Annotated in this window: 28 protein-coding genes; 15 read left to right on the forward strand and 13 right to left on the reverse strand. The window is 69.2% G+C overall.

The genetic code is table 11. From position 1 onward, the window contains the following. The first annotated feature begins 44 nt into the window (after window positions 1-44). Window positions 45-3044 carry a BTAD domain-containing putative transcriptional regulator gene (locus tag DMH01_RS06955; protein WP_125674223.1) on the forward strand — a complete coding sequence of 1000 codons (3000 nt, stop codon included), beginning with the start codon at window positions 45-47 and terminating at the stop codon, window positions 3042-3044. On the opposite strand, the gene DMH01_RS06960 is transcribed toward DMH01_RS06955, so the two are convergent. Then, a complete protein-coding gene (locus DMH01_RS06960) occupies window positions 3041-3463 on the reverse strand; it encodes a hypothetical protein (protein WP_125674224.1) in 423 nt (140 codons plus the stop codon). The two genes, DMH01_RS06955 and DMH01_RS06960, sit on opposite strands and share 4 nt — an antisense overlap. Window positions 3464-3591: 128 nt before the next feature. On the opposite strand from DMH01_RS06960, the gene DMH01_RS06965 reads away from it, so the two are divergent. The 3 genes from DMH01_RS06965 (at window position 3592) to DMH01_RS06975 (ending at window position 7443) form a co-directional block, all read left to right on the forward strand. Continuing rightward, window positions 3592-4458 carry a DUF4394 domain-containing protein gene (locus tag DMH01_RS06965; RefSeq protein WP_125674225.1) on the forward strand — a complete coding sequence of 289 codons (867 nt, stop codon included), beginning with the start codon at window positions 3592-3594 and terminating at the stop codon, window positions 4456-4458. Between the two features lie 306 nt (window positions 4459-4764). After that, on the forward strand, window positions 4765-5988 hold the full coding sequence (locus tag DMH01_RS06970; RefSeq protein ID WP_233621435.1) for an HNH endonuclease signature motif containing protein: 1224 nt from the start codon (window positions 4765-4767) through the stop codon (window positions 5986-5988). A gap of 747 nt (window positions 5989-6735) precedes the next feature. After that, window positions 6736-7443 carry a hypothetical protein gene (locus DMH01_RS06975; protein ID WP_125674227.1) on the forward strand — a complete coding sequence of 236 codons (708 nt, stop codon included), beginning with the start codon at window positions 6736-6738 and terminating at the stop codon, window positions 7441-7443. A gap of 2 nt (window positions 7444-7445) precedes the next feature. Here the strand turns inward: DMH01_RS06975 and DMH01_RS42670 are convergent, their stop codons facing one another. Continuing rightward, on the reverse strand, window positions 7446-7607 hold the full coding sequence (locus tag DMH01_RS42670) for a hypothetical protein (protein WP_158005348.1): 162 nt from the start codon (window positions 7605-7607) through the stop codon (window positions 7446-7448). A gap of 51 nt (window positions 7608-7658) precedes the next feature. Next, window positions 7659-8153, reverse strand: coding sequence for a DoxX family protein (locus DMH01_RS06980; protein ID WP_125674228.1), 495 nt, complete (start codon window positions 8151-8153; stop codon window positions 7659-7661). Window positions 8154-8233: 80 nt separating this feature from the next. Here DMH01_RS06980 and DMH01_RS06985 point away from each other — a divergent pair, with 80 nt between their 5' ends. Next, entirely contained in the window at window positions 8234-8770 is a 537-nt protein-coding gene (locus tag DMH01_RS06985) for a TetR/AcrR family transcriptional regulator (RefSeq protein WP_125674229.1), read from the forward strand. On the opposite strand, the gene DMH01_RS06990 is transcribed toward DMH01_RS06985, so the two are convergent. After that, window positions 8771-9529, reverse strand: coding sequence for an SDR family oxidoreductase (locus DMH01_RS06990; RefSeq protein ID WP_125674230.1), 759 nt, complete (start codon window positions 9527-9529; stop codon window positions 8771-8773). Window positions 9530-9702: 173 nt separating this feature from the next. Between DMH01_RS06990 and DMH01_RS06995 the strand changes: the two genes are divergently transcribed. From DMH01_RS06995 to DMH01_RS07005, 3 genes are all read left to right on the forward strand, one after another. After that, window positions 9703-11220 carry a trypsin-like serine protease gene (locus DMH01_RS06995; RefSeq protein ID WP_125674231.1) on the forward strand — a complete coding sequence of 506 codons (1518 nt, stop codon included), beginning with the start codon at window positions 9703-9705 and terminating at the stop codon, window positions 11218-11220. A 76-nt stretch (window positions 11221-11296) separates the two neighbouring features. Continuing rightward, window positions 11297-11662 carry a YciI family protein gene (locus tag DMH01_RS07000; protein ID WP_034305837.1) on the forward strand — a complete coding sequence of 122 codons (366 nt, stop codon included), beginning with the start codon at window positions 11297-11299 and terminating at the stop codon, window positions 11660-11662. After that, window positions 11653-12870 (forward strand): RNA polymerase sigma factor, encoded by a 1218-nt coding sequence (locus tag DMH01_RS07005; RefSeq protein WP_125674232.1) that lies wholly within the window; start codon window positions 11653-11655, stop codon window positions 12868-12870. Before DMH01_RS07000 ends, DMH01_RS07005 begins: the two co-directional genes overlap by 10 nt. Here DMH01_RS07005 and soxR read toward each other — a convergent pair. Next, window positions 12860-13306, reverse strand: a complete 447-nt coding sequence (gene soxR / locus DMH01_RS07010) for a redox-sensitive transcriptional activator SoxR (RefSeq protein ID WP_125674233.1) — start codon at window positions 13304-13306, stop codon at window positions 12860-12862. The genes DMH01_RS07005 and soxR overlap by 11 nt on opposite strands. A 52-nt stretch (window positions 13307-13358) precedes the next feature. On the opposite strand from soxR, the gene DMH01_RS07015 reads away from it, so the two are divergent. The 3 genes from DMH01_RS07015 (at window position 13359) to DMH01_RS07025 (ending at window position 15993) form a co-directional block, all read left to right on the forward strand. Then, window positions 13359-13967, forward strand: a complete 609-nt coding sequence (locus DMH01_RS07015) for an antibiotic biosynthesis monooxygenase (protein ID WP_233621421.1) — start codon at window positions 13359-13361, stop codon at window positions 13965-13967. Beyond that, window positions 13964-14788: an NAD(P)H-binding protein gene (locus tag DMH01_RS07020; RefSeq protein WP_125674234.1), complete on the forward strand. Its 825-nt coding sequence runs from the start codon at window positions 13964-13966 to the stop codon at window positions 14786-14788. Before DMH01_RS07015 ends, DMH01_RS07020 begins: the two co-directional genes overlap by 4 nt. Before the next feature lie 125 nt (window positions 14789-14913). After that, entirely contained in the window at window positions 14914-15993 is a 1080-nt protein-coding gene (locus tag DMH01_RS07025) for a class I SAM-dependent methyltransferase (RefSeq protein WP_125674235.1), read from the forward strand. Here DMH01_RS07025 and DMH01_RS07030 read toward each other — a convergent pair. After that, window positions 15962-16846 carry a LysR family transcriptional regulator gene (locus tag DMH01_RS07030; protein WP_125674236.1) on the reverse strand — a complete coding sequence of 295 codons (885 nt, stop codon included), beginning with the start codon at window positions 16844-16846 and terminating at the stop codon, window positions 15962-15964. The two genes, DMH01_RS07025 and DMH01_RS07030, sit on opposite strands and share 32 nt — an antisense overlap. Before the next feature lie 70 nt (window positions 16847-16916). Here DMH01_RS07030 and DMH01_RS07035 point away from each other — a divergent pair, with 70 nt between their 5' ends. Then, window positions 16917-18251: an FAD-binding oxidoreductase gene (locus tag DMH01_RS07035; protein WP_125674237.1), complete on the forward strand. Its 1335-nt coding sequence runs from the start codon at window positions 16917-16919 to the stop codon at window positions 18249-18251. 84 nt (window positions 18252-18335) lie between these two features. Here DMH01_RS07035 and DMH01_RS07040 read toward each other — a convergent pair whose 3' ends face one another. From DMH01_RS07040 to DMH01_RS07055, 4 genes are all read right to left on the reverse strand, one after another. Further along, window positions 18336-18746, reverse strand: coding sequence for a nitroreductase family deazaflavin-dependent oxidoreductase (locus DMH01_RS07040; protein ID WP_125674238.1), 411 nt, complete (start codon window positions 18744-18746; stop codon window positions 18336-18338). Between the two features lie 39 nt (window positions 18747-18785). Beyond that, window positions 18786-19136, reverse strand: a complete 351-nt coding sequence (locus tag DMH01_RS07045; protein ID WP_034305851.1) for a PLDc N-terminal domain-containing protein — start codon at window positions 19134-19136, stop codon at window positions 18786-18788. Between the two features lie 37 nt (window positions 19137-19173). After that, window positions 19174-19845 carry an oxidoreductase gene (locus DMH01_RS07050; protein ID WP_125674239.1) on the reverse strand — a complete coding sequence of 224 codons (672 nt, stop codon included), beginning with the start codon at window positions 19843-19845 and terminating at the stop codon, window positions 19174-19176. 116 nt (window positions 19846-19961) lie between these two features. Further along, window positions 19962-20723, reverse strand: coding sequence for a GntR family transcriptional regulator (locus tag DMH01_RS07055; protein ID WP_125674240.1), 762 nt, complete (start codon window positions 20721-20723; stop codon window positions 19962-19964). 252 nt (window positions 20724-20975) lie between these two features. Here DMH01_RS07055 and DMH01_RS07060 point away from each other — a divergent pair, with 252 nt between their 5' ends. Both DMH01_RS07060 and DMH01_RS07065 read left to right on the forward strand, forming a co-directional pair. Continuing rightward, complete coding sequence (locus DMH01_RS07060) at window positions 20976-21224, forward strand: hypothetical protein (protein WP_233621422.1); 249 nt, start codon at window positions 20976-20978, stop codon at window positions 21222-21224. Window positions 21225-21299: 75 nt separating this feature from the next. Further along, window positions 21300-21608, forward strand: coding sequence for a hypothetical protein (locus DMH01_RS07065; protein ID WP_125674241.1), 309 nt, complete (start codon window positions 21300-21302; stop codon window positions 21606-21608). 26 nt (window positions 21609-21634) lie between these two features. On the opposite strand, the gene DMH01_RS07070 is transcribed toward DMH01_RS07065, so the two are convergent. Both DMH01_RS07070 and DMH01_RS07075 read right to left on the reverse strand, forming a co-directional pair. Then, a complete protein-coding gene (locus DMH01_RS07070) occupies window positions 21635-22255 on the reverse strand; it encodes a DUF3558 domain-containing protein (RefSeq protein ID WP_199745375.1) in 621 nt (206 codons plus the stop codon). Then, window positions 22255-22668 carry a hypothetical protein gene (locus DMH01_RS07075; protein ID WP_125674242.1) on the reverse strand — a complete coding sequence of 138 codons (414 nt, stop codon included), beginning with the start codon at window positions 22666-22668 and terminating at the stop codon, window positions 22255-22257. Before DMH01_RS07075 ends, DMH01_RS07070 begins: the two co-directional genes overlap by 1 nt. Before the next feature lie 327 nt (window positions 22669-22995). On the opposite strand from DMH01_RS07075, the gene DMH01_RS07080 reads away from it, so the two are divergent. Next, the gene (locus DMH01_RS07080) at window positions 22996-23844 is read left to right on the forward strand and encodes a PaaX family transcriptional regulator C-terminal domain-containing protein (protein WP_125674243.1); all 849 of its coding nucleotides are present in this window, start codon (window positions 22996-22998) and stop codon (window positions 23842-23844) included. Here DMH01_RS07080 and DMH01_RS07085 read toward each other — a convergent pair. Further along, window positions 23841-24239, reverse strand: a complete 399-nt coding sequence (locus DMH01_RS07085) for a RidA family protein (RefSeq protein ID WP_199745376.1) — start codon at window positions 24237-24239, stop codon at window positions 23841-23843. The two genes, DMH01_RS07080 and DMH01_RS07085, sit on opposite strands and share 4 nt — an antisense overlap. Window positions 24240-24250 lie beyond the last annotated feature (11 nt).

Raw genomic sequence — 24250 nt, forward strand, 5'->3', positions numbered from 1 at the left:
GTTCGTCCTTGTGCGGCGCGGGAGTGCTCGCTACGTTCCTGCCGGTGGCTGTGCGGATCCAGGTACTGGGCTCGCTGCGCGTATGGCTGGCCGGGGAGGAAGTCGACCTGGGCCCACCGGGTCGCCGTGCCGTCTTGGGACTGCTGGTGCTCGGCGGCGGCGAGGCGATGTCCAAGCAGGAACTGCTGGACGCGCTGTGGGGCGAACGGCCGCCGCGCAGCGCGGTGAACGTGCTCCAGACGCACGTCAAACATCTGCGGCGACTGCTGGAACCCGGCCGTCCGTCACGGTCCGGGAGCGAGATCCTGCCGCATGTCGGCGGTGGCTACGCGGTGCGCTGGGACGCCGTCGAGATCGACCTTCCCCACGTCCGCGGGCTTGTCGCCGAGGCGAATGACGCCCAGCGCGACGGCGAGACCGGCCGTGCCGCGGCGCTGTTCGGCGAGGCCCTGCGCTGGTGGCGTGGCAGGCCGCTGGCCGATATCCCTTCGCTCTCAACGCATCCGAAGGTCATGGCGTTACTCGCGGAACGCCGCGCGCTGCTCGCCCGCTACGGCGACGCGATGCTCGCGATCGGCGCCGTCGACGAGGTGGTGGCCGAACTGGCCGAAGCCGCGGCGGACCAGCCGCTGGACGAGCCCGCGCAGGCGCGCTTGCTCCGCGCGTACCACGCCACGGGTCAGCGGGCGACGGCTTTCCGTCTCTACCAGGAGGTTCGCGAACGGCTGGTCGAGGAACTGGGGGTCGAACCCGGGCCGGAACTCGCCGCGGCACACGCAGCGCTGCTCGAAGACGGGGAACCGCTGCCTGGTCCGCGTTCCGCCGTACGCGTTCCCCGGCAGTTGCCCGCCGAACCGTCCGGCTTCACCGGCCGGGCGACCGAACTGTCTATTTTGGACCATCTGGTGCCCCGTACCGGGAACTCCGGTGGCGCGGTGGCGCTCGTCGCCGTCACCGGGCCGGCGGGTGCCGGGAAGACCGCGTTGGCCGTGCACTGGGGTCACCGGGTGCAGGCCCGGTTCCCGGACGGGCAGTTCTACGCGAACCTGCGCGGCCATTCCGCCGGCGCGCCCGCGACCGCGCTCGAAGTGCTCACCCGGTTCCTGGCCGCGCTGGACGTCCCCGCCGAACGCCTGCCCGCGGACACGGAGACCGCGTCCGCCCTGTACCGGACGCTGATGACCGACCGGAAAGCGCTGGTGGTGCTGGACAACGCCGTGGACGTCGATCAGGTCCGGCCGCTGCTGCCCGCCGGGCCGGGCTGTCTGGTGCTGGTCACCGCCAGGGATCGGATGGCCGGGCTGGTCGCCCTCCACGGTGCCCGGCGGCTCACGCTGGGCATGCTCGAACCCGGCGAGGCGCTGGACCTGCTCGCGCGTGTGCTCGGTGCCGAATGGGTCCGGGCCGAGCACGAAGCGGCCGCCGAGGTGGCCGGGCTGTGCGCGTATCTGCCGCTGGCGCTGAGGATCGCCGCCGCCAACCTCGCCGAAGATCCCGGGAACGGCATCGAGGACTACGCCATCGAGCTGCGCAAGGGCAATCTGCTCGCCGCGCTGACCGTGCCGGGCGACGAGCAGATCGCCGTCCGGACCGCCTTCGATCTGTCGTACGCGGCCTTGCCCGCCGAAACGCGCCGGTTGTTCCGGCTGTTGAGTCTGGTGCCGGGCAACGACATCGGCGTCGAAGCGGTCGAGATCCTGACCGGCGAGGAGCGGGCGGGCCGGATACTGGACACGCTCGCGAGTGCGCACCTCATCGAACAGCACGCGCCCGGCCGCTACCACTTCCACGACCTGCTCCGCCGTTATGCCGCCGATCGCCTGCGGGAATCCCCGGCGGAGGCCGGATCCGCGCGGCGCCGTCTGCACGAGTGGTATCTGCGTGGAGCCGACCAAGCGGCGAAAATCGTTTACCCGCACATGTTCCGTGTCCCGCTGACCGTGCCGGACGGCCCGGTTCCCGCCGGGGCCAAGGAGAACGCGGCGGAATGGCTGGAGGCCGAACTGGGCAACCTCGTCGCCGTCGTCGAGGACACGTCGCGGGCCGGGCCGCATCCGGTGGCCTGGCTGCTGGCCGACGCCCTGCGCGGCTATTTCTGGATGTCGTCACGGCAGGTGGAGTGGCGGGCGGCGGCCTCGGCGGCGCTGTCCGCCGCCGAGGAAGATGGTGATCTCCGAGCCCGCGTGTCCGCCCGGTTCAGCTTGGCGGATCTGGGTTTTCGCCAAGGGCGGTACCGGGAGGCCGTCCGTGAGCACACCGGCGCGCTCGTGCTCGCCCGGCGGGCCGGGTGGGTGGAGGCGCAGGCCGCGGTGCTGGGCAACCTCGGTTGCGTGTACTGGCAGTCGGGACGGCTCCCGGCCGCCGCGGTGCGGTTCTCCCGTGGTCTGGAGCTGAGCAGACGCGCCGGAAGCCCGGCCGGGGAAGCCGTCGCGCTGGGCAATCTGGGGCTCGTCCACTGGGAAATGGGGGATCTTGCCGGGGCGGCCGAACAGTACGTCCAGGCGCTGCGCCGCTATCGCGAAATCGGCTCCCGCTACGGGGAGGCGATCAACCTGTCCAACCTCGGGCAGGCGCAACACGCCCGCGGCCGGGCCGGCGAGGCAGCAGGCCTGCTCGCCAAAGCCCTCGCGCTGCATCGAGAGGCGGGAAACCGTTCCGGGGAAGCGGAAACGCTCGGCAGGCTCGCCTCGGTGTACTGCGATCTCGGCCGTCTCACCGACGCGCTCGACCACGCGCGCGAAGGGCTGCGGCTCGCGCGGGAGACCGGTGAACCTCGGGGTGAGGGCGAGGCGCTCGTCGCGCTCGCGGGCGTGCACCAGCGCGTGGGGCACCGGCAGGACGCCGTCCGCCGGTACCGGCAGGCGCTCGCCCTGCTGCGGGAGACCGGCGATCGGTACCCCGAGGTCGACGCGCTCATCGGGCTCGCCACCGCGACCGGCGACCTCGGGCAGGCCCGCCGCGCGCTCGCCCTCGCCGAACGGGCGGGCTATCGCGCGTTGCGGAAACGAGCGGCGGCCGCGGTCGAGTCGATCCTTCGCGCCTAGACCGCGATGTCGCTGCTGGTGTCGTATCCGCCAGCCGGGTCGAAGGTGACGACGACCCACGGGTTGACGCCGTGTTCCTTGCCCGCGCTGTCCTGACAGGAGAACTCACTCATGTCGAACGCGCTCCACACCCTGTCCGGCAGTTCCTTGATCGACTCCTCGATCCGGCCGACCCAGCGACAGGCCGGACTGTGCACTCGCGCCGTCACCGACGGCTCGGCCCAGAGGATCGTCCCGCCGTCCGCGCACCACGAAAGGTCGAACGTGTAGGTCCACCTCCCCGCCTCTTCGAGCACCACCGGCTTGATGACCTTGACGCCGGAAGCGCATTCCGGTGCCGCGTCCGCTTCAGCCGGTGCGGCGATCGTGAAACCGGCGCAGAGGACCGCCGAGCAGACAAGGACTTTCTTGGCTGTCATCGTTCCTACTGTTCCGTCGGTGTCCGATGCCCGCAAGCCGCCGGACGCCGGATCCAATCGACGTCCAATGCCCGTCCAGTGCCGCTGATTAGCTTGTGCTCGCACAGTTTCCGCTGAGGGGAGTACGGATGAGGGCACGACTCAAGAAGGCCGCGACCGCGGCGGCCACCACGGTGGCCGTCACGGCGGCGCTCGTCGTCGGGACCGCGACCGGCAGCTCGGCGCAGGCGGCCGGGCTGCGGGCGTTCGCGATCTCGTCGGACGGCAAGCTGATGGCCACCTACTGGACCGGCCAGCCCCAGGTCCTCGACTGGGTGCGGCTCGTACAGGGGCTCACCTGCGGGGAGACCCGCCTGATCGGGATCGATTTCCGGGTCCAGAACGGTTTGCTCTACGGCGTGGGCGAGAAAGGCTGTATCTACACGATCAAATTCCCGCCCGCGGCTCCCGACGTCATCGTCACGAAAGTCTCACAACTGAGCGTTCCGTTGTACGGCACGAACTTCGGCGTCGACTTCAACCCGGCCGCCGACCGGCTGCGGGTGATCAGCGACTACGGCCAGAACCTGCGGCACAACCTCGCCGACCACGTCACGGTCGAAGACACCATCCTGACCACGCCGCCCGCCGGCGGTCCGACCAGGGGCGTCACGGCCGCCGCCTACACGAACAACGACCTCAACCCCGACACCGCGACCACCCTGTTCGACATCGGCACGGCCACCGACCAGGTGCTCGTCCAGTCACCCGCCAACGCCGGATTCCTCAGCCCCACCGGCGCGCTCGGCGTCGACACCGGCCCGATCGCGGGCTTCGACATCTACAGCGACCTGACCAACGGCAAGACGACCTCGGTGAGCGCGTTCGCCGTACTCAACCCGGCTTCCGGGCCGTCGACCTTCCACACGGTCAATCTGCTGACCGGCGCGGCGACCAAGGTCGGCGAATTCCCGTTGCCGATCGGGGATATCGCTGTCGCGCTCGATACGAACTGAGCGGGGAGTGCCGCTGTTCGGTGCCCAGTCTTGGCCGGGCACCGAACAGCGGTGTGTTTGGGGCTTTGGCCGTTGCCGGAAATCGGTAACGGCGTAGAACCTTCGGAGGTCGATATGCCTTGTCGGCCGGCGTAGCTCTTCTACCGACTCTCGCTTGCCCGACCGAGGCTTGCTTGCCGGAAATCGGCAACGCCCCTTTGTCACGGTCTTCGTTGCCGAAAATCGGTAATGCGATCTGTGTTCGTGGGGTCGGGTTTTGTCGGTGGTGGGTCGTATGTTCGTGGGGTGGACATTCATTCCGCGCCTGTGGCGCTTCTGGAGAACCTCACCGGCCCGGCTGTGCTGGCGTCGGTGAATGATGTGGTGGATTCCTTGGACGACAAGGATTCCGTGGCGCTCGCTGAGGCGGCGTCGGCGGGGATCGCACGACTGGAAGCGATCCGGTTCCGGGCTGTGGCGCAGCTGAACCGGCACCGTGCGGGTGCCCGTAGTGTTGTTCAGGAAGTCGCGTTCGCATTGTCCGTTGTGGACAATCATGCGGGTGCTGTGGTCGCCGCGGCCGCCGCGTTGACCAGCCGCCTGCCCCGCACCCTGGGTTTGATGGACGAGGGGAAACTCGGCGGGTTCGGTGCGCTGAAAGTCGCCGCCGCCACCTCCTGGCTCTCCGACGACCACGCCCGTGCCGTCGACGCGCTGCTGGAAGACCGGATCGCGGACAAGAATCCCGGCCAGGTCCGCAAGGCCGCCAACCACGCGGCCAACACCATCGACCCCGACGGCGCCGACAAACGGGCCGAAGGTCATCGTGACGGCCGCCGTCTCACCTTGCGCCACGGCGAGACCGGGGTCGCCTCCATCGAGGTCGAAGACGCCCCCGTGGAGAAGGCGGCCGCCGCCTACCAGCGGATCGACCGGGAAGCGCGTGCTCTGAAAACCGGCGGCGAGACCCGCACTCTGGATCAGCTGCGGGCTGATGTCGCTCTCGACCTGCTCCTCGGCGGCCAGGGTGGTGGCGGTGAACGCAGTGAGGTGTTCCTCTATATGGATCTGTTCACCTATCTCGGCCTGAACGACGACCCGGCGGAGCTGGCCGGGCACGGGTCTGTCCCCGCGGGGTTGGCCCGGCACATCGCCGGCGGGGAGAACACGGTGTTGCGGCGGATCATCACCGACCCGCTCTCCGGGCAAGTCCTCGACCTCGGCCGGGACCGGTATCGGCCGACGGCGGGTTTGGGTGAGTTCGTGCGGGTGCGGGACCGGGAATGCCGAAGACCCGGCTGCCACCGCCCCGCCCAAGCCTGCGACATCGACCACTCGCTGCCGTGGCAGCACGGCGGCCACACCACCGCCGACGAGCTGGTCGATCTCTGCCGCCGCGATCATCGGCTGAAAGACGAACCCGGCTGGACCTACCGGCTCGCCTCCGACGGCACCCTCACCATCACCACCCCCACCGGTCAGAGTTATGACAGCACGCCTCCGCCGCTCCACCCGCCCCGACCGCCAGCCGACGAACCACCACCCTTCTGAACCGATCGCCGGAAAACGGCAACAGCCCCTGCCGGGGTTGCCCCCCCCGCAGCCCGTCCCATGGCCGGAAACGATGATGGCGCGCTGGCGCGTTGCCAGAGAATGGCAACAGCCCCTCTCCACAAAGGGTCTTCAACTACCAGGGCTCCACGACACATCAGCCACATAGCCGAAAAACGGCGACGGCCCATTCCCAGGACCGAGTCACAGCCCGACGCCAGTCGCGTTGCCGGAAACGGCAACAGCCCTGCCAGCGCGGTGGCGAGTTCGCCACGCGCCGGGATGGTCACCACGCACCCCGCCTATAGCCAAAGACCGGCGATGCCCCGTCCACGCCCCCTGATGCGGGTACAGCCAGGACCCCCACCAGCCTTGTCGGAAAGCGGCGACGACCCACCCATGCGGCAGCAAGCTCTCCAGCTGCCACGCATCCCTCCCATAGCCAAACCGGCGACGGCCCGTTCAGACACCTGCCGATCTCCGGGCCGGGCACCCACCAGCAGCCGTGTTGGCCAAAAAACGGCGACGGCCCGCCGAGACACTGCCGATCTCCAGCCCGGGTCCCCACCCGCCTTGCCGAAAAACGGCAACAACCACCCATGCCACGGCAAGTTCTCCAGCGCCCCACCCGTAGCCAAAAACCGACCACGCCCTCCAGAAGTCCCAAGACTCCACCCACGGGCTGAGCCCCAAAACCGGACCGTGATCCGATCCCCGCCACCCCCACGCGCGGCAGGCTCACCGGGTATGGAAACCGACTACGTCTTCCCCGGCCGCCGCGTCGCCGCGGTCTCGATGGTCCTCGGGCCGGTGCTGTTGCTCACCGGGACGCTGCTGAGGGCGCGCTTCGACTTCTTCTTCCCGAGCCAGCTCAGGGCGATGGGCGACCATCCCGCGCTGGTGAGCGCCGCGTACACGTGCTTCCTGGCGGGTATTGTCGTGCTGTGGCCCGCGATCGTCGCCCTCGCCACGAAGATCGGCCGCACGAGGCCGGCGTTGGCCGCTTGGGGTGGCCTGTTCGTCCTTTTTGGACTCTTCGAGCGGACCTTTCACGCCGGGATCGATCAGGCGGCGCTGGGACTCGCCGAACGCCGCGGCGCCGGGTTCGCCGAGAGCGTGGTCAGTGAGTCGTATCAGGACCTGCATCTGTTCAGTTTTCTGTCGTTCACGATCATGTTCGGCTGGTACGTGCTCGCCTTCGCCGCTTATCGGGCGAAAGTGCTCGGCGTCGCCGGGTCGATCGGATTGGCGACGATGGGACTTCTGCCGCTCGGTGTTCTGAAAGGTACCGAATTCGTGTCGATCATCGGCACCGCCGGACTTTGTGTCGCGTTGGTTCCGGCCGGTATCCGGGCATTACTGGAAAGTCCCAAACCGAGCCGCCGGACGATGATGCTCACCGCGATCGCCGTTCCGATTCTGGGCGCGCTCGCCTTCGCGAGCACGCTGGGCTGACGTCAGGCCAGCCGCGCGGACGTTTTCCCTTTTCTGTCACCGGATTCGTGTTCGCGCCCCGCCGGGAGGCAGCTCATCAGCAGTACGAGACCGACCGCACCGAGAAGCATGTGCCCGGCGAGGATGCACAGCCCACAGAATCCGATCCACAATGAGATCTTCATTCTCAGAGAGTAGTGCGGTTCCCGAGAGCGGGGTCCGGACTTGGGAAAGACTTAAGGTCTCCTTTGGGCAAAGGGTCTGTCCGGAGTACGCGCGTAATACACCACCAAGGACACCGTCGCGGCGAGGAACACGACCTGCATCAGGCTCCGCGGGACCAGTTCGTCCATCGTCGAAGTCACCGGCCCGTGCAGCGCCTTGTACACGTTCGCCGGGAACATCCCCAGCAGCAGGAGGGTCAGCCCGGCGGACGCCCACGGCGCCGTGCGCGACCACAGCACCCCGGCGGCGCCCGCGAGTTCGAGGACGCCGGTAATGGTCACCAGCAGTCCCGGCGCGGGCAGGGCGGGCGGCACCATCGCGACGAGTTCCTCGCGCATGCCGATGAAGTGCGCGAGACCGGTCGTGACGAACAGCGCCGCGACGCCACCGCGCACCGCGACGGGCCAGGGCTTCAACCGCTGGACGCCGAAGGCTCCCAGCAGGGACAACGTCGCCGTGACGGCGATCAGCATCAGTACGGGCGCGAGACCGGGATCCATGACCATGCCTCCAAGACAGCAGCGAATCTTTCCACTGCCAAGATGCGCGATTGCGGACCATCTTGTCAATGACTAGATTCGTCGGCATGAGTCCGTACCACCACGGTGACCTCCGCCGGGCCGTGCTCGACGCCGCCGTCGCGGCCATCACCGAACACGGCCCCGCGGGGATCAGCCTCCGCGACCTCGCCCGGCGCGCGGGGGTCTCGCACGCCGGGCCGGTGCACCATTTCGGCGACAAGGCCGGGGTGCTGACCGCGCTGGCGGCCGAGGGTTTCGACCTGCTCGCGGACGCGCTCGCGGCCGAGAGCGATCGCGGTTTCGTCGAGGTCGGGGTGGCTTACGTGCGCTTCGCGATCGAGCATCGCGCGCATTTCGAGGTGATGTTCCGTCCCGAACTCCACCGCGAGGACGACGCCCCGCTCGCCGCCGCCCGTGACCGCGCCGGGGCCCTGCTGACCAGCGGTGCGTCGTCGGTGAGCGACGACGCGATGGCGGGCGTCGCCGCGTGGTCGTTGATGCACGGATTCGCGAACCTGTGGCTCACAGGCGCGCTTCGCGCCGAACTCCTCGAGGATCCGGACACCGCCGCCCGCGCGATCGCCCGGATCCTGTTCCCGTGATCAGACCTGCGCGGTGGGCATCACGGTGACCTGCTGAAGGTTCACCCGAGCCGGGAGCGAGGTCAGGAACGCCACGGTCTCGGCGATGTCCTCGGGCTTCAGCCAGGTCAGCGACTCGCGCGCGCCGTCCAGCCACTGCAGGGCGCCGGCGTCGGTGACGTGGCCCTGCAGTTCGGTCTCGACCAGGCCGGGCTCGATCGCCGCGACCCGCACGCCCTTCGGCCCGAGGTCGGCGCGAAGGTTCTTCGACAAGTGCGTCACGAACGCCTTCGAGGCGACGTACACGGCGAAGGACGGGAAGACGGCCTGCGCGCCGATGGACGAGGTGTTCACCAGGTCCGCGACGCCCTTTTCGGCCGACGAAGCGACGAGATGCGGCACGAACGCGCCGATCGCGTTCATCAGGCCCGTCAGGTTGACGTCGATCATGCGCTGCCAGTCGTCGGTGGCGAGTTCGTCGATCGGCGCGGCCAGCATCACGCCGGCGTTGTTGAACAGGAGGTCCGCGCGGCCCAGTTTCGCTTCGACCTCGGCCGCCGCGGCCCGCATCGCCTCGGCGTCGGCGACGTCGGCGGCGAGTACGAGCGCGGTACCGCCGTCGGCCTCGATCTCCTTGGCCAGCGTCTCCAGCCGGTCCGTCCGGCGGGCGATCAACGCGACCGCCGCGCCGGAGGCGGCCAGCCGCCGAGCGGCCGCCTCGCCGATTCCGCTCGACGCTCCGGTGACGACGGCGACCCTGTTCGCGTGCGAGTTCGTCATCTCTGTTTCTCCTAAGTGGACTCTTTCACGGGGTGACGAGTCCAGGAAACCGGGCGCCGCCAAGAGATGGCACGGTCTGTTCAGCCTGGGTCCGGCAGTACCAGTCAGGGTGGGCACGGAACTGTTACGCGCTCATCGAATTCCGCGGACACGGACCGGCCAGCGTGACCCGTATGCGAATCCGATCCCTCGCGCTCGCGCTGGCCATGATGACGGCCACGGCGGCCCCCGCGTCGGCCGTCATCGGCGGCACCGAGTCCACCAGGCCCTACGACTTCATGGTCTCGCTGCAGTACGACTCGCCCCGCCCGGACGGGCACCGGTGCGGGGCGGTGCTCATCGCGCCCCAGTGGGCGGTCACGGCGGGCCATTGCGCCAACACCCCGACCGGCTCGACGGCCGGCGTGCCCCGCGGCTGGAAGGTCCGCGTGGGCTCGCTGGACACCACCACCGGCGGCGAGATCACCGAGGTCGACAAGTTCTACCGGCGCCACAACTCGTACGACCCTCCCGGCGAGGACATCGCGGTGCTGCATCTGCGTGAACCCGTGCGCGCCAAGCCCGTCCGGCTCGCCGAAGCCACGCCCGCCGTCGGCACTCCCGTCCGGATTCTGGGCTGGGGCGCGGCTTCGACCGGCTGCGGCGACTTCACGGACCCGAAGTGCTTTCCCGGCAAGCTGCGCGAAGCGGACACCGAGGTCGTGCCGCTCGACCGGTGCTGGGACGACGACGGGCACACCTTGCCGTTGTGCGTCGGCCGCGCCGATCCTCCCGTCGGACCCGGGACGACGGACTCCGGCGGGCCCGCACTGGTTCGTTCTGGCGACGGCTGGGCACTGGCCGGAACGGTCATCGGCCCGGGTATCAGGGGCGCCGACTTCCCCGACATGTACACCGACGTCTCGAAGAATTCCGCGTGGATCAACGGCATCGTGACCGGGACCGCCGTTCCGCCTGACTCCCCGGTCCCGAACGTGGAGGGCACGGCCGCGGTGGGCGAGTGCCAGGGAGCGGTGGTGCGGGCCGCCACCGCACGTCCCGAAGACCCGGCGCTGGCGCTGACGAACGGCCATTGCGTGCCGAGCGGGCGGCCCGCCCCAGGGAAGGCCCTGGTCGACCTGCCCGCCGACCTGCCCCGCCCGGTCACCATCGCCGACCGGGAGGGCTATCCGAAGACCAGTGCCCGCGCCACCCGGCTGGTCTACGCGACGATGACCGGCACCGACGTCGCGCTGTACCGGCTGGACAAGACCTACGCCCAGCTGGCCAGGGAGGGCGCGAAGGTCTTCCGGCTGACCACCACCCCGATGCGCGCCGGAGACCGGCTCCTCATGGCCTACTCCAGCAGCCGGCCGAGCTGCACGGTGGAAACCGTGGTGCCGCATCTGCGCGAGGCCGGCTATCAGCAGGACGACGCGGTTCGCTACGCGCCCAGCGACACCTGCGTGAGCGGACCCGGGTACTCCGGTTCCGTGCTGCTGTCCCGCGACGGGAACACGGTCATGGGCATCAACAACACCCACAACCGTGACGGCGAGCGCTGCACCGAAGGCAACCCGTGCGAGGTCTGGCGGAACGGGACCGTGAAGGTGCTGAAGGGCCGCAGCTACGGCCAGCAGGTCCACCGGATCGCGGCCTGTCTGACCAAGGGATCCCGGATCGACCTGCGACGATGTGCCCACGAAAAATAATTCCCGCCGGCTGTCGAATCGGTGGGAGGCCCTTCGTATAGGTGGTGACAAGCCGCTTCGACGTCAGGAGGACGCCATGACCCAGTACCTGATCAGCCTGTACCAGCCCGACGGTCCCGTCCCGCCGCCGGAGTTCCTGGAGCCGATCGCGCGCAAGATCCAGGCGCTCGACGACGAGATGAAGGCCGCGGGGGTCTGGGTCTTCGCCGGCGGGCTGCACCCGCCGACCACGGCGACCGTGCTGCGCGCCAAGGAGAACGGCGAGATCGCGATGACCGACGGCCCGTACGTCGAGGGCAAGGAACACCTCGGCGGGTTCACCATCATCGAGGCGCCGGATCTGGACGCCGCGCTCGAATGGGGCCGCCGCGTCACCGAAATCACCTACCTTCCGGTCGAGGTCCGGCCGTTCCAGGGCGACGAAGGTCCTTCGTGCGTGTGACCACCGAGGAAATCGGACGCGTTTTCACCGAGGAGTACGGCCGCGCGGTGGCCGTACTGGTCCGGGTCTTCGGCAGCATCGACATCGCCGAAGAAGCGGTGCAGGACGCCTTCGCCGAGGCGGTGGACCGCTGGCCGTCCAGCGGTCCACCGCCGAGCCCCGCGGGCTGGATCATCACGACCGCCCGCAACAAGGCCATCGACCGGTTGCGCCGGGAAGCCGCGCGCGACGACAAACACGCCCAGGCCGCGCTGCTCAGCGCCGGTAGTGAACCAGTAGAGGAGGGTCCCGTGCGCGACGACCGGTTACGGCTGATCTTCACTTGCTGCCACCCAGCGCTGGCCATCACCGCGCAAGTCGCGCTGACGCTGAAGCTGCTGGGCGGGCTGACCACCGGCGAGATCGCGCACGCGTTCTTCGTCCCCGAGACGACGATGGCGCAGCGCCTGGTCCGGGCGAAGGGCAAGATCCGCGCCGCGAAGATCCCGTACCGCGTGCCGGACGACGCCGATCTGCCGGACCGGCTGCGCTCGGTGCTCGCCGTGATCTACCTCGTCTTCAACGAGGGCTACACGGCCACCTCGGGCGACCGGCTGGTGCGGGAGGACCTGTGCGCGGAGGCGATCCGGCTCGGCAGACTGCTGACTGGACTCATGCCCGACGAACCGGAGGCCACCGGGCTGCTGGCGCTGATGCTGCTCACCGAGTCCCGCCGCGCGGCCCGCACCGGCACCGACGGCGAGGTCGTGCTGCTGGCGGAGCAGGACCGGTCGCGGTGGGACCGGGAGCTGATCACCGAAGGGCAGACGCTGGTCCGCGCCTGCCTGCGGCGGAACCAGCCGGGGCCTTATCAGATCCAGGCGGCGATCAACGCCGTCCACAGCGACGCCGCCGACGCGGCGAGCACGGACTGGTCGCAGATCGTCCGGCTGTACGACCTGCTGCTGGCGGCGAATCCGACGCCGATCGTGGCGCTCAACCGGGCCGTCGCGGTCGCCGAGGTGGACGGCCCCGACGCGGCGCTCACTGTGATCGACGGCCTCGGCCTGGAGGAATACCACCTGTACCACGCCATCCGCGCGGATCTGCTGCATCGTCTCGGCCGCCGGGAGGAGTCGGCGCTGGCCTACGAAACGGCGATCCGGCGAGCGGAGAACGGCGCCGAACGACGGCTGCTGGAACGGAAACTGGCCACGGTCAGTCCGTGATCAGCCGTGCCGCGCCGGGGCCCTTGGCGGCGAGGACGTCGCCGGGGTTCACCAGCACGCACTGTTTGAAGGACAGGCAGCCGCAGCCGATGCATTCGGTGAACCGGTCCCGCATGCACTCCAGCTGCTCGATGCGCTTGTTCAGTTCGGCGCTCCAGCACTGGGAAGCCCGCTGCCAGAACGCCTGGTCCGGCGCGGCGCCCTCCGGCAGGAAATCGAGCACTCCGCCGATCACCTCCAGCGGGATGCCGAGGTGGTGCGACGCGCGGATGAACGCCACCACGCGGAGCGCGCTGCGGGGGTAGCGACGCTGATTCCCGCTGGTCCGCCTGCTGCTGATGAGGCCCTGACGTTCGTAGAACCGCAGGGCGGAGGTGGCGACGCCACTGCGCCGGGACAGCTCTCCGATGGTGAGTTCGGACGGCAGTTCGGACATGGTGACGATCCTACCTTGACTTAAACCCTTGTTTAAGTTTCATGCTGGAGGCATGACAGCACAGGGGACCTCCGAAATGACCATCCACAACGGACATTGGCCGACACCGGACGATTCGACGGTCGCGGTGGCGCGGGAATGGCCGGACGCCGAAGCGGCCCGCGCGGCGTTCAAAAGCCACGAGGGACTTGTTTCCTTCACCGCGTACGAGGGCATCGACCACGACGGCGCCTTCACTTACGAGCAGTGGACCAGCGAAGACGCCATCCAAGACCTGGACGGCGCGCCCGTTTTCCGCCTCTACCGCGGGCAGCGCGGCGAGGGGGCGCCCGGCTGCCTCGTGATCGTCTCGGTCGAGTTCGAGGGGCCCGACGAGCGACGGCAGCGCGACTGGATCGACCTCGTCTTCGAAGCGCTCGCGTCGGAACCCGCGCGTCCCGAAGGCGGGATCTCGGGCTTCTTCCACGTGAGCACCGACGGGACCAGGGTGCTGAACTACGCCGAATGGGCCAGTGCCGAAGCCCACCTCGCCGCGCTCGCGGCTCCCGGCGCCGACGGCATCGGGACGACGGACGCGTGGAAGAAGGTGCAGACCTACCCGGGGATGTCGGGCGGGTCGGTCAAGCGGTACCGCCCGATCTTCTCGGCGGTGGCGGCATGAAGCCGATCCTGGTCGCCGGCGCGACGGGCAACGTCGGCTCGCAAGTGGTCGCCCAGCTGCGGGCGCGGGACATCCCGGTCCGGGCGCTGAGCCGGAACCCGCCCGCCGACGGCGTCCGCGGTGACCTGGCGAAACCGGAGACGATCGCACCGGCGCTCGACGGCGTCGACACGGTGTTCCTGATGCTCGCCGGCCCCGCCGAGGCACTGGTCCCCACGGTGTCGCTGCTCGGGGAACGGGTGAAGCGCGTGGTGTTCCTTTCCTCGGGCGCCGTCGACGATTCACTGGCAGAGCAGGACAACGCCATCGGCGCCTGGCATCGCACCGTCGAGGAGGCGATCGAAGCCGCCGGGCTGGAATGGACTTTCCTGCGACCGCACGGATTCGCGACCAACACCCTCGGCTGGGCGCCGTCGATCCGCGCGGACGGCGTCGTCCGCGGCGCGTACGGCGAGGCGTCGATGCCGCTGATCCACGAGAAGGACATCGCCGCGGTGGCCGTCGAAGCACTGACGGGCGACGGGCACGCGGGGGCGAAGTACAAGCTCACCGGCACACGGCCGATGACGCAGGCCGAACAGGTCCGGATCATCGGCGAGGCCGCCGGCCGTCCGGCGCGCTGGGAGGAGATCCCGCTCGAAGAAGCGCGTGCCGCCCTGCTCACGAAGATGCCGGACTTCGTCGTCGACACGATGCTGGCGGGGTTCCAGGGGCTGGTGGCGAAACCGGGCGAGGTCACCTCGACCGTCCAGGACGTCACCGGTAGGCCGGGGCTGGACTTCGAGGTCTGGGCGGCCGATCACGCCGCCGCGTTCCGGTAGGCTCGGGTTCGTGTCGACACCGGTTCATGCCGCGGTGGTCCACTAGCCGCCGTTCCCGACCTTGTCCCCCGACGAGCCACGCCCGCGGGGTCTCTTCGCCGCGGGCGGATCCAGGAACGGAAATCATGAACCCCCTGTCCACAAAGGACGGTGGTCGGCGCTGGCTGACCACCGTCGGCACGAAAATACCCCGGCCCGTCGTCGCCGTCGACGATCGCCTCCCCGCCGACGAGGCGTTCCGGCTCGCCGCCTCCGGCACCGGTCTCGCCTGGCACGGCGATTTCCCCGGCGCGCGGAACCTGCTCACCGCGATGTCCCGGCGGTGCGGTACGGCGGCGGGGAAACCCTTTCAGGACCAGCGGAACCATCGGTCACGCCGGGCGCGGATCCTCGGCAGGCTGCTGGTCCCGCTGGATCCCGGGCATGTCCTGCCGTTGCGCCGCGGGCCGGACGTGCGCGAGGCCTGCGCCGAGGTCTACGGTCCGTCCGAAACCCCGTCGCTGGTGTCCTTGCGTGAGCTGCTGGGCGTCGTCGGCGCGCACGAGTGGCGGATGAAGGGCGTCGAAATCCCCGCGCTCGGCGCGAAAATCCATCCGCATCACGGGGTCTTCTCCCCCGTCCGTGGCGAGTACGTCGATCTGGTGGCGAGAACTCCGTTGCCCGCCAAGCGACTGGCGTTCGATATCGGCACCGGTACCGGCGTGCTCGCCGCGGTCCTCGCGCGTCGAGGGGTCGAGCGCGTGGTGGCGACGGACAACGAGCCGCTCGCGCTCGCCTGCGCGCGGGACAACTTCGCACGTCTCGGTCTCGGCGGAATCGAAACCCTCCACGCGGACGTGTTCCCGCCGGGCCGCGCGCCGCTGGTCGTCTGCAATCCGCCGTGGCTGCCCGCCCGCGCGCACACGCCGCTCGAACGCGCCGTCTACGACCCGGGAAGCCGGATGCTCAAGGCGTTCCTCGACCGGCTGCCCCGGCATCTCGAACCCGGCGGGGAGGCGTGGCTGATCCTGTCCGACCTCGCCGAACTGCTGGGGCTGCGCACGCGCGAAGAACTCCTCGGCGCGTTCGCGCGGTCCGGCCTCGAAGTCCGGGGCCGGGAGGACATCCGCCCGCGGCATCCGCGAGCCAACGCGAAGGAGGTCACCTCGCTGTGGCGACTCAAAACGGGGTGGCTCACAACCCGAGCAGCGCCCGTGCCTGACTGATGAACACGCGGGCGGCGGGGCTGACCGGCCCCTCCGTCCGCCAGGCCAGCGCCAGTTTCGCGCGCAGCCCGGCGGGCCGCGTGATCTCCATGGCGTGCAGTTCCGTGTAGTGCGTCGCCAGCGACATCGGCACCACGGCGACGCCGAGCCCGCGCCCGACCAGTTCGGCGACGACGTTCGGGTCGCCCGCCTCCAGGGTCACCCTCGGCTGGGCGCTGTCGGCGAGGAACGCCGCGTCGACGATCGCGCGCATGCCGGTGCCCTTCGGCAGGCTCACCAGGGAACGGCTTTCCAGCTCCGACAGCGTGATCGTGGCCTGACCGGTGAGCGGATCCTCCGGCCCGGAGATGGCGACGAGCGGCTCGTCGAGGACGACCTCCAGGCCGATCCCCGGCGGCGGTTCGCCGGAGACCCCGATCAACGCGACGTCGAACCGGCCGTCGGCGACCCCCGCGAGCAGGACGTCGGAGGTCGCCTCGGCGAGCGTGATGTCCACGGCGGGATGCCGCTCGTGGAAGCGCGCGAGCAGATCCGGCAGGTTGACCGGGCCACGCGAGGACACCATGCCCATCGCGACCTGGCCGCGGACCAGCCCGGTCAGCTCGTCGACCGCCTGCCGCACCCCGGCGACGGCGGCGAGCGCGGCCCGCGCGTGCGGGAGCGCGGCGGCGCCGACCTCGGTCAGCCGCACCGCCCTGGCCGACCGGTCGAGCAGCGGCTGCCCGAGTTCGCGTTCGAGACGGCGGATCTGGGCGCTGACGCCGGGCTGGGCGACGTGCAGCCGCTCGGCGGCGCGGGTGAAGTTCGCTTCCTCGGCCACCGCGACGAAGTATTCGAGCTGGCGGAGTTCCATAACCGATGATTCTAGTTGCCAGACAAACCAGATCTTGGACTTCTGGGCGAATCGAGATCACGCTGGTGGCATGACCACGATGCTCCGCTCCGGCGACCCGGATTACGACAACGAACTCGCCGGTTTCCAGACCGCAGTGCCCCGCCGTCCCGATGTCATCGTGCCCGCCGCTTCGGCCGCGGACGTCGTCGAGGCCGTCCGTCACGCCGTCGAGCACGACCTTCCGATCGCCGTCCACTCGACGGGGCACGGCGTGGGCGTCCCGTTCGAAGGCGGCGTCCTCGTCACCACCCACCGCATGACCGGGATCCGCATCGACGACGGGATCGCACGCGTCGAAGCGGGCGTGCGCTGGGGTGCGGTCATCGAAGCGGCCGCGGAGCACGGGCTCGCTCCTCTGAGCGGCTCCTTCCCCGGCGTCGGCGTCGTCGGCTACACCCTCGGCGGTGGATTCAGCCTGCTCGGCCGCAAGTTCGGCCTGGCGACCGACCAGGTGACCGCGATCGAGGTGGTGACCGCCGACGGGGAGCTCCGCCGCGCCACCCCGGACACCGAAAGCGACCTGTTCTGGGCGCTGCGCGGCGGCCGCGACAACTTCGGCATCGTCACCGCGCTGGAGTTCCGGCTCGTCCCGGTCACCCGGCTGTACGGCGGCAGCCTGCAGTTCGGCACCGAATCGCTGTCCGCGGTGCTCCACGCCTGGCGTGACTGGGCGGCGGACCTGCCGCGCGAGATGACGTCGTCGCTGGGCATGGTCCCGATGCCGGATCTGCCGATGGTGCCCGAACCGCTGCGCGGGCAGCACGTCGCGCAGATCCGGGTCGCCTATCTGGGTGACGCCGCCGAGGGTGAGCGCCTCGTCGCCCCGCTGCGCGCCGCCGCCCCCGTGCTGGGTGACACGCTCGCCGAGATCCCGTTCACCGAATCGGGCAAGATCGCGAACGAGCCGCCCTTCCCGCACGGCTACCGCGCCGACAACGCGACCGTGTCCGAACTCAACGACGCGATGCTCGACGCGATCCTCGAACACGCCGGCCCGGACGCCCCGGTGCCGACCGTCGTCCTGCTGGACCTGCTCGGTGGCGCGCTGTCCGACGAGCCCGAGCACCCCGGTGTCGGCTGGGACCGTGAGGCGAGCTTCACCATCCGGGCGCTGTCCGTCGTGGACGACGCTTCGATCACCGAGATCCGGAGCGCGCACGCGAAGCTGTTCGACGCGCTGAAGCCCTGGTCGACCGGCAAACTGCTGACCTTCGTCTACGGCGAGAGCCCGGCGGGCGAGGAGGCGGCCAAGGTGTACTCCCCGGCCGATCTGCGGCGGCTCGCCGAGGTCAAGGCGGCCGTCGACCCGGCGAACCGGTTCCGGCTGACCCATAACGTCGAACCTGCGCCTGACGCTGGGTGATCTTCGAAAACCGCACGCCGACACCACCATTCGGCACCTGCTTGCGAAGATCGCCTTCGCGGTCAGGTGCCGAATCGCGGTGAATCAGCGCGAGATCGTGACGATCGGGATCACCCGATCGGTCTTCTTCTCGTAGTCGGCGAAGCCCGGCATCAGGCTGATCATCTTCGCGTAGAGACGGTCGCGCTCGGCGCGGTCGACGACGGTCGCGGTCGCTTCGAACTTCTCCGTGCCGACCTCGATGGTGACCTTCGGGTTCGCCAGGATGTTGTGGTACCAGGCCGGGTTCTTGTCCGCCCCGGCGTACGACGCGGCGACGACGTACTTGCCGTCCTCCTCCGCGTACGCGAGCGGCGACGTGCGAGGCTCGCCGCTCTTCGCCCCGATGGTGGTGAGGAGCAGCAGCGAACCGCCCTCGAACGGGCCGCCCACCTTCCCCTCGTTCTCGCGGAACTCCTTGATGATGTTCTTGTTCCAGTCGAGCGCTTCGGACAACTTTTCCTCCAGTGTCGATCTTCTCGAGACCGAGGCTACTCAGCCTTCACGGGCCTTGCGGCGTTGTTCTTCGGCGCGTTCCCGGCACTTGCGAAGGAATTCTTCGTCGTCCTCGGCGCTCGTCGCCGCGAAGCGGCCCGGCCGGTCGTACTCCGGGAACGCCGGCGTCTCGCGCTCGAAGCGGCCGCGCGGGGCGCGGGCGGCGTGCTGCGGACGACCGGCGACCAGCCAGACGATCGAGCCGATCAACGGGACGAGCAGCACCAGCAGCAGCCACATCCCCTTCGGCATGTTGCGGCACGATCCCTCGTCCGTGGTGATCACGTCGACGATGCAGAAGATCCACAAGCCGAGCGTGAGAACGCCGAAGAAACCATTGAAATACAGCATCGAAAGACTCCCCAGTTCCAGATGACCGGGGTAAGTCTTAGCACAGGAGCGCGTCGAGAATTCCCGCGGCCACTCGCCGCGCCTGCGTTTCCCCGGGGCATCGCTTGGGCCCTGCTCCGAACGGACGTTTCGTCAGGTCCACCTCGACCACCTCGCCGCCGACCCACCGCCGGGTGACGCGGACCGGCGGATCCTCACGCAGGACCCGGTCGAGCAGATCCTCCACGTCCTCGCCGGGCCGGTGGGCGGCCAGCGCCTTGCCGAGCAGCTTGGCCGTCGCGTCACAGGCCTGCACCAGGAGCCCGATCCGCGCGGCCGTCCGCTCGTCGGTGTCACCACAGGTTTCGACCAGCCGCCGCATGGCCGCTTCGGCGTCGGCCCCGATTTCCGTGTGCGGATGGTAAGCGCCGGAAACCTTCGCGACATCGCCGGAGACATCCGGCAGGCCGAGCTCGGCGGCCAGCACCGCCACCGGGACCGTCCACACGGTCCGCTCCACCGGCCCGTCCCGCATTTCCTTCGCGAGAGCGAAAGCCTTGTCCCGCAAGGAATCCATCGGCGCGAGTTCGGCGAGCACCAGCTCCCGGCGCCGCGCGTGGTCCTCCGGGCGGCTGAACCGGGCGACGTTCGCCCGCAACCACCGGACCCCACCCGGCTCGACGTCCTGGGGCACGGGCGGGACGGGGGCTTCGATCAGGGGATCATCCATACCGTGACGCTAAGTGCGGAACGCTTCGGTCACGGCCGAAACATGGGCCCGGCGTCGTTGGGCTGCTCGGCCGACGAACCGGACACGGCACGCCGAGCAACGCTGCTTTCAAAGATTCAATCGGCTGCCCATTCGTACGACAGTTCGTAGCGGTCGCCGGCCAGAACCATGTCGTTCATCTCCAGCGGTCTCCCATCGACGCCGATCGCCACTCGGGTCACGGTGACGATCGGCACGCCTTCTGCGAGCTGAAGGAGGGTCGCCTCATCCGGTGTTGGCATCCGCGCGCCGACGTGCTCGACGAACCGCCCGATCTGGTGCCCGGCCTCTTCGAGCCGGGCGTATGCGCCGCCCTTGCCGGTGTCGACTTCCTCGATCGCGGTACCACGTGTGAAGTCGCGCGGTAGTCGCGACACCGCGAGCTGAACCACCAGCCCATCGGCACGCATCACCCGATCTCTCACGGTGATCTCGGCGCCTTCGGCGAGGGCGAGGTGCTCGGCGACACGGCTGTCAGCCTCCTCGAAACGGATCTTGACCGAGGTCGACGGCGTGAAGCCGCGGGCCGCCGCGTCGGCAAGGAAGGCGCCCTTGTTCTTGGCGCGAGCCTCACGCGATAGGCGTGCACGGGCAATGCGCTGAATGGTGGCGGGTGGCCGCACGAATACACCTCGACCATGCTCGGAAGTCACGAGCCCTTCGGCCCTGAGCATGTTGATCGCGTCGCGGACAGTGGGCCGCGAAACGTCGTATACCTCGGTCAGCTCGCGTTCACTCGGCAGCTGATCGCCGGGCGCATAGTTGCCCGCCGAGATCTTCTGTCGCAGGTCTGCCGCGACCTGTCGAAATGCGGGGACTCCGCTTCTGCGATCCACCATGGCGCCAGTATCGCACTGGTAAGCTTGTCTTGACCAGCTGTCCGAGTCATGAGAAGGTTGCACTCATCAGGACGTGCTTACATGCCTGCGGAGTGTAACCATGGGTGACTGGCAGCGAGAGCGCGTCGAAGGCGGTTCGTCCTTTCAGTTCGACAACCGCGGCCATCGAGTCGGGGGCGAGATCGATCTGGAGAACCGAAAACTCCTCACGACGATCGCGGGGATGGCGCGCCGGTGGAGACCGTGATTGCCGTGATCCATATCGACCCAGAGGCGATTCACCCGGTGGTCGACGACGTGTGGCACCGGACGCGCCTCGCTCGGATTCCGGAGCCTGGTCAGGTCATCGCGATGTTGTGCGGGGTCACCGCGGCCGCGACGTTCGAGCCGCTGAACCAGCGGCGCGCGCACGGCGCGCCGACGGAGTGCCCGGACTGTGACCGGATCTACCGGCAGGAGCACAACATCCCGCAAGCACGGGACCGGCTCCGCCAACGCTGATTTTCTCGGTCGGCGCGGCAGCAACGCGCAGGGGCCCTCGCGTTCCACTCCTACGACAGAGACCGGGAAGCAGCAGTGTCGGACGACCTTGGCGCGATGCTCCGGCGGGCATACGAGGACGGTGCCACGATCGCCGACCTGAAGTCCCGCCACGGCCTCACCTATCACCGGGCGCGGGTCCTGCTGCTGGCGGCAGGCACGACGCTACGCAAGAACGGCCCCTCGTCAGTCGTACCGGCGTCGCCGAGCATGGTGATCGTCTACGAACACGGGATGACCATCCACGAGGTCGCCGAAAACTTCGGCTACACCTACAGCACGATGCGGCGGAAGCTGCTCGCGGCGGGGATCACACCGCGAAAGAAAGGCCGTCGGCTCGCTTGAGCCGACGACCTCGCCTTCGGCCTCCGCTACTTCGCCGTCCGCAGGGTGGCCAGGACGCTGATCGCGGCCTGACGCGCGGCGTCGCACGGATCCTTCGTGCCGATGTTGCGTTCCGACTGCTCCGCGGCGACACCGACCGTTTCGGTGTCACTGGTGCCCAGCGCGACATTGCAGCCACCCTCGGCGCGACGGTCGAGCACGCCGTACGCGGTCACGGGGTAGCCCTCGATCGGTTCGAGCGGCTCGACCAGCTTGTATGCCTTGCCCTTGGCGGCGTAGACGGCGGCCGTGCCTCCGTTAGGCGCGTTGCCGAAGATCACGTTGATCATCGGGCGCGCGGTACCGGGGGTGACCCACGCACACGCGGGTCCCGCCGATTCGTTCCGCGGCGAAGCTTCGACTTTGGGCCCGATGAGGTCTTGGGCTTGCGTGCTGGTGAGAGCGTCACACGGCGCCGCCCGGAACCTGGCCAGATCGATCGGCTCGGCGACCTTGGGAACATCCGGCCTAGGTGCCTGGCCGGCAGAGCTCGACGGCGCCGTGCTGCTTCCCCCACCCGACGGGGTCGGTGTCCCGTCCTTCGGCGTAGAGCAGGCGGACAGAACCAGGGCCGCCGCGCCGAGAACAAGAATCGTGCGTCGCGTCACTAGATGCCCTTCGACTGCTGGTTGATGTCCTCGGTGGCCCGCTCTTCGGCGGTGGCGTACTTGCCGAGCGCGGACACGTACTTGGCGGCCATATTCTCGCAGTAGGCAGCTCGCTCCTTCAGCGCCGTGGTAAGCGCGTCGCCGGACGACCGGATGAGCTGGGCGTTATCCCCGCTCGCGTATTCAACACCCGGCGGTTGCGCATTGGCGATGAACTCCGCGTCGGCAAGGTCCTTCAGGTACTCCGCAGCGAGGTCCCGCCACTCCTTGACCAGTTCGTGCAAGGTGGCCTCGTCGTACTTGAATCCCCCGCCCTCGGGAACAGGCTCACCGTACGTACCGCCGGACGGCCGGAAGTAGCCGGACACACCCAGGTCAAGCCCAGGTTCATAGACGGGCGGCCCCTCAGACATTAGCCACTCCCCGCGCCGCGCCTCGCACCCCACCGACCGGACGACGCCGCCCTGAAACCCCTGTCATCACGGGACCCCTCCCCCAAATGTTCATGTCGATCGCCCCTCGACGGCCGAGCATAAGGCATCGTTCCGCGACCAGGGGGCTACTCAGCGAAGCGTGGAACGAACGTGGGACCAATGGCGACAACCAGGCAGCGAATGTTCCCAACCGCGATACAACAAGCGGAGGATGACCTGCGAATACAGGCTCAGACGCTCCTCTTCGTTACCGAATGCCCTCCTAGACGCTCTCCCTGGTCGCGCGCACGTTGTTATGGTGACCGGGTGACGGCCGTGTCGGAGGCAACCGAAGTCGACGGCGCGGGGCGAACGGCGCAACCGCGCCAGCTGATCGTGACCGTGTACGGGCTCTATTCCCGCGGCGAGGGCGGCTGGCTCTCCGTCCGGTCCCTGATCGATCTGCTGGCGGGCGTGGACGTCGAGGAACCGGCCGTCCGGTCGTCGATCTCCCGGCTGAAACGACGGGGGATCCTCTCCGCGGTACGCCGGAACGGGGCCGCGGGTTACGAGCTTTCCGAAACCGCGCTGGCGATCCTGCGCGAAGGCGACGAGCGGATCTTCCGCCGCGAACGCGCCACCCCCGGCGACGGCTGGCTGCTCGCGGTGTTCTCCGTCCCGGAAGCCGAACGGCACAAAAGGCACGTTCTTCGCACACAGCTCGCCCGGCTCGGCTTCGGGACGGCGTCGTCCGGGGTCTGGATCGCGCCCGCGCATCTGCGCGACGCGACGTCCGACATGCTGCGACGGCTCGAACTCGAGGGTTACGCCGATCTCTTCCACGCCGAGCACCTCGCGTTCGGCGACGTGCGGGAGAAGATCCGCGACTGGTGGGACCTCGATCAGCTCGAGTCGCTGTACACCGCGTTCCTCGACGAGCACGCTGCCGCGCTCCGGCGGTGGCAGCGGCGCAAGACCACGGACGAGGCCGAAGCGTTCGCCGACTACGTCCGCGTGCTGACCGACTGGCGGCGGCTGCCCTACCTCGACCCCGGTCTGCCCGCCGAACTGCTGCCGCCGGGCTGGGCGGGCATCCGCGCGGCGGACCTGTTCTTCACGCTGCACGCGCGGCTGGGCGAGGCCGCGGCCTCGCACGTCTCGCGCACCCTGCTTTAAACGACCGCGAAGCCCTGCACCTCCACCAGCGCTTCCTCGTCCCACAGCCGGCTGACGCCGATCCCCGCCATCGCCGGGTACTCGCTCCCGGCCAGCCGTTTCCACACCGCGCCGATCTCGCGCGCGTGGGCGCGGTAGTCGTCCATGTCGACGATGTAGATGGTCACGCTGCACAGGTCCGACGGCGCCCCGCCCGCCGCGCGCAACGCGGTGAGCAGGTTGGACAGCGCGCGTTCGAACTGTTCGACCACGCCGTCGCCGACGATTCGGTTCTCCTCGTCCAACGCCGTCTGACCGGCGAGGAAGACGAATCTCCCGGTCGCGGCGACGGCGTGCGAGAAGCCGGAGGGACGGCCTAGCTCGGGCGGGTTGATGCGCTCCATACGGGTCAGCATATCCCGTATCG

The sequence above is a fragment of the Amycolatopsis sp. WAC 04182 genome (assembly GCF_003947465.1).
In the GTDB taxonomy this organism is placed as follows: Bacteria; Actinomycetota; Actinomycetes; order Mycobacteriales; family Pseudonocardiaceae; genus Amycolatopsis.